Raw genomic sequence first — 4,761 nt, forward strand, 5'->3', positions numbered from 1 at the left:
GGCTGGCGCGAGGGGGGAGCAGGCCGTGGCGGCCAGCAGGGCCGCGCACATCGTGCGGAACGGGAATCGGAGCATGGCGATGGTCCTTGGGAGGAAAGGCAGGGGGGCATGGCCCCGGATCGATGCCGCGCCCGCCCCGCGCATCGCCGGAAGCCGGCGCGCGTCGGGAGGGGCCACGGGAAAACCGGATCGCAGTCGTGACGTCGCCGGACCGGTGATGCGATTGATCCGGCGACGTGACTTATTTCGATCAGCAAACCATCATCGGGTCAATGGGGTTTCCGTCGTCCTGGCTGGTCCGATCCGGTCCGGGGCCGTGTCGGGGATCTTTCAATGACGAAAGATATCGATTTTATGGAGAAGTTCCCGGCCTGGTCCGTTCCGCCGGAAGCGGCTGGAATCCCGGATGCCGGGGAGTCCGTTTCGGTGTCGGCTCGGGCCGCAAAAAAATTTGTGGCCGACTTTATTTTTATTGCAGAACTAAATCATCCCGTACTTAATTCGTAACGAATTCGCGGTTTCCCCCGTGGAAACAGCATAGCGCGTCCTTTGTGCAGTATTGCACGGAAGGACGTGGTCGATCCGGCATAATTATCCAGAACAACCGCATAGTACGGGATGCTTCGCAATGGCCCTGACGCTCAAGACCGCGCTTTGCGTGACGACGGTCATGTTCTCGGTTTCGACCCTCGGATCGGGCGCGGTCCTGGCGCAGGACCTGGTCCAGTCCCAGTCCCAGTCCCGGTCCGACTCCGCCCATCGTCCGGTGGGCGGCGACGCTGGTGCGGGGGGGACCGCGGTCACCGGAACATCGGTCACCGGAATGTCGGTCCTGCCGCAGGGGCAGGAGGCCGAAACGGTATCGGTCACCGCCGGGACCTATAGTTCCAATGGCGTGACCAACACGACCCCCGGCGGCGGCCTGATGCCGATCGAGCATGCCCCGCGATCGCAAAGTGGCCTGACGCGCGATTATATCGCCAAGCAGACGCCGACCACCACGATCGCGAACATGGTCGCCAGCCTGCCGGGCGTGGTGTCGGCCAAGGTCGATCCGCTGGGCATGACCGGCGGCGATACGATGACCATGCGCGGCCTGACGCAGACGCAGATCGGCTTTCTGTTCGAGGGTGCGCCGGAATCCGACCCGATCAATTACGGGCCTTTCACCTCGACCCTGGTGGACAATGAAAATATCGGGTCCGTCACCGTCTCGCAGGGCTCGCCGGACATCGATGCGCCGCTGATCAACGCGGTGGGCGGCCAGATCTCGACCTTCGAGCTGGACCCGGCGCACAAGATGGGCGGCTATGTCGACCTGATGGGCGGCACCCACAGCGCGAACAAGGAATTCGTCCGCTTCAATACCGGCGACATCGGCAATAGCGGCATTCGCGGCTTCGCGTCGTTTTCCTATACCGCGTCGAACAACTGGCGCGGGCCAGGCGACCAGTTCCGCTATCACGTCGATTCCAAGTTCGTGAAGGACTGGGGCCAGGGCAACAGCGTCAAGTTCATCTTCGGCTATACCCGCCAGTTCGCCAACGGGATGCTGAACCCGACCCTGCAGCAATGGAAGCAGTACGGCACCAGCTTCAACCTGGACGGCCGATATACGCCGGGCGATGTCGGTTATTACCGATTCTCGCAGAACAACACCAACCTGCTGAACGTCATCGTTCCGATGAAATTCGTGCTGTCGCATGAGCTGGAACTGAACCTGACCCCGTATTACGTCCAGGAATCCGGTCCGTCCTATGGGGGCGAGACCATTCCGCTGGCGGGGGGATATTTCGGCAACGTGCAATATGGGGTGCCGGGATCGGCCTATCCGGCGCTGAACCTGCCCTATGCCACCGATGGCGTGGCGACGGCGATGCTGGACGACCCGTGGAAGCAGAAGAACGGGGCCATCAATTCCAATATCCGCTGGACGCATGGCGACAATACCCTGACCTTCGGCTGGTGGTATTCCTATACCAGCCATACCGAACGCTATCAGTGGGACCTGGTGAACGACCAGGGCAATCCTGTCGCGGGCTATGGGCTGAGCCCGATCCGCTTTCCGAACAGCCAGATCCTGAGCGGCGACAATCTGAATTTCTGGCAGCAGCAGAACGCCCTCTATCTGGCCGACACGCTGAAGCTGCTGCATGACAGGCTGGAACTCAGCGGCGGGTTCAAGGCGGTGATGCTGTACCGCGAAGGCACCAACAACGTGCCCGGCGCGCAGCCGTGGAAGACCGGGCATAATTACTTCGAACCGCTGCCGCAATTCTATGCGACCTATCGCCTGACGCCGCACGACCAGGTCTATATCAACGGCACGACCTCGTTTCGCGCACCGGTCTCGACCGAAGCCTATGTCCCCGATTACGATCCCAATTATGGACAGATCGCGACGGTCGGCGCGCTGAAGCCGGAATATTCGATCGGCGAGGAAATCGGCTATCGCCATACCGGGTTCTATAACGTCTCGATCTCGGCGTTCAACCTGAACATCACCAATCACAATATCTCGTCTTCAGGCTATATTCCGGGGACGACGTCGGTGGTGGCGGAGCCGATCAACGCGGGCGGCGAAACGTCGCGCGGCGTCCAGGCTGAATTCGGCCTGGGGTACTGGCACCATTTCAGCCCCTATCTGTCGGGCCAGTACCTGCATTCGACGATGGACAATAATTTCGATGTCGGGACGGAAATCCTGCCCACGCAGGGAAAGATATCGGTCGGCAGTCCGAAATTCACCGGGGCGATCGGCCTGCAATATGACGACGGGCGGATGTTTGGAAACTTCAATTTGCGCTATATCGATTCCCAGTACACGACGTTCATGAACGATGAAAGCATTCCGTCCTATGTAACGTCGGACCTGACCCTGGGCTATCGCTTCAGGTCGATCGGTCCGGCCAGGCATCCGCAGATCCAGCTCAACCTGGTCAATATCGGCGACAACCATTACCTGGCCATGGCCGGCAGCACGACGGCCAACGCCCGGAGCGTGACGGGCCTGCGCGGCACCGTGGTCGAGGGGTCCAGCCCGATCTATCTGGTCGGTGCGCCGTTCTCGGCCTTCGTCTCGATTTCCAGCGGCTTCTGAGCACCGAATTGTCGCCGATCCAGCAGCAGGAGAACATGGTGGACCAGCCGTTAATCGAAAAGCCTTATGAAATCCAAAAAACCCGCATCATGTCGGTGGATATCCTGCGGGGACTGACGATCGCCTTCATGATCCTGGTCAACGATCCCGGCGACTGGGCCCATGTCTATGCCCCCTTGCGGCATGCCGAATGGAACGGCTGGACGCCGACCGACCTGGTCTTTCCCAGTTTCATGTTCATCATGGGCTGCGTGATTCCGTTCTCGCTGGGCAGCCGGATCGACCGTGGCGTGCCGTCGGGCGAACTTCTGGCCGGCATCGTCCGGCGGTCGCTGATTCTGTTCGGTATCGACATTCTTCTTGCCCTGTTCCCGCATTTCGATTTCGCGAATCTGAGGGTTCTGGGCGTCCTGACGCGTTTCGCCGTCTGCTATCTGATCTGCGGGACGTTGTTTCTGAAGGTACGCGACATCCGCGTCCTTTGCGGTATCGTCGCGACGATTCTGGTGCTGTACTGGGTGCTGCTGCGGTTCGTGCCCATTCCGGGCATCGGCATGCCGGGGGTCGATGTCGCCTATCTGGATGATCGCAACAATATCGTCGCCTGGATGGATCGCGCCTTCAATGATTTCTGCCGGAAATGGTTCCATTTCGGGCATCTCTATCGCATCTATCGCGACCCGGAAGGCATTCTCAGCACCTTTCCCGCGCTCTGCACGGTGCTGATCGGAATCGTCTCGGGCCTGGTGATGAAGGCGGCGTCGCGGAATCCGGATGCGCCGGTCGTGCGGCGCTGGGCCCTGGGCGGGGCGGGACTCTTCGTGCTGTCCTTCGTCGTGAATGCCTTCTTTCCGTTCAACAAGAATATCTGGTCCAGCAGCTTCGTCCTGCTGTGCGCCGGCATCGACATCATGGCGCTCTACGCGCTCTTTATCCTGATCGACGTCCGGCAGGTCTATCGCCTGTCCGCCGCCGTGCGGGGATTCATGATGCTGTCGATCATCTTCGGATCGAATGCGATCGTGGCCTATTGCGTCTCGGAGTTCGGTTCGGAAATCCTGTGGGACATTCATGTCATGCCGCAGGGCCAGGGGATCGGCGAATGGGTGTACCGGACAGTCTTCGCGCATTGGGGCTCGACCGAACTGACGTCGCTGTTCTATGCCTGCGCGTATGTCGCGCTGTGCTTCATCCCCAGCTTCGTGCTGTGGAAGAAGAAGATCGTCGTGAAGATCTGAACGCGCATCGTCCTTTTCGGGATCCCATGATGTGGGCAGGCGGCCTGCCGGGCCTGCCCATGAACGGCTTCAAGGATCACATCGTGATACTCTGCGCGGATATTGGCGGCTCGTATATCGATTTCGCCGTCGCGGACGGCGCCCACCAGCTCTCCAGCCGGCGGCGCCGGCCGACGCCGGTCGGCAGCATGGCCGATTTCGCCTCTACCCTGGCCGAGCTTGCGGCCCCCTATGATCGCGGCCTGCCGTTGCATGTCGCCATCGCGGGCGTCTGCGACCCGCAGACGGGGCATACCCGTTCGGCCAATATTCCCTGCGTCAACGACCGCCCGCTGCGCGACGCGCTGATGGCGCGGCTGGGCCGGCCGGTGGTGATCGGCAACGATGCGCACTGCTTCGCGCTGGCCGAGGCGATGCAGGGCG

4 protein-coding genes are annotated in these 4,761 nt (G+C 61.2%); all 4 read left to right on the forward strand.

Translation table 11 applies throughout. The features are described from left to right. The first annotated feature begins 333 nt into the window (after positions 1-333). Positions 334-507 (forward strand): hypothetical protein, encoded by a 174-nt coding sequence (locus HUK84_RS10785; RefSeq protein ID WP_176640300.1) that lies wholly within the window; start codon positions 334-336, stop codon positions 505-507. A gap of 121 nt (positions 508-628) precedes the next feature. After that, positions 629-3,100, forward strand: coding sequence for a TonB-dependent receptor (locus HUK84_RS10790; protein ID WP_176640301.1), 2,472 nt, complete (start codon positions 629-631; stop codon positions 3,098-3,100). Between the two features lie 38 nt (positions 3,101-3,138). Further along, positions 3,139-4,338 (forward strand): acyltransferase family protein, encoded by a 1,200-nt coding sequence (locus HUK84_RS10795; RefSeq protein ID WP_218064320.1) that lies wholly within the window; start codon positions 3,139-3,141, stop codon positions 4,336-4,338. 26 nt (positions 4,339-4,364) lie between these two features. Next, positions 4,365-4,761, forward strand: a 397-nt coding sequence (locus HUK84_RS10800; protein ID WP_176640303.1) for an ROK family protein, incomplete at its 3' end; no start/stop codon positions are given.

It is taken from the genome of Nguyenibacter vanlangensis (genome assembly GCF_013376155.1).
Lineage (GTDB): Bacteria > Pseudomonadota > Alphaproteobacteria > Acetobacterales > Acetobacteraceae > Gluconacetobacter > Gluconacetobacter vanlangensis.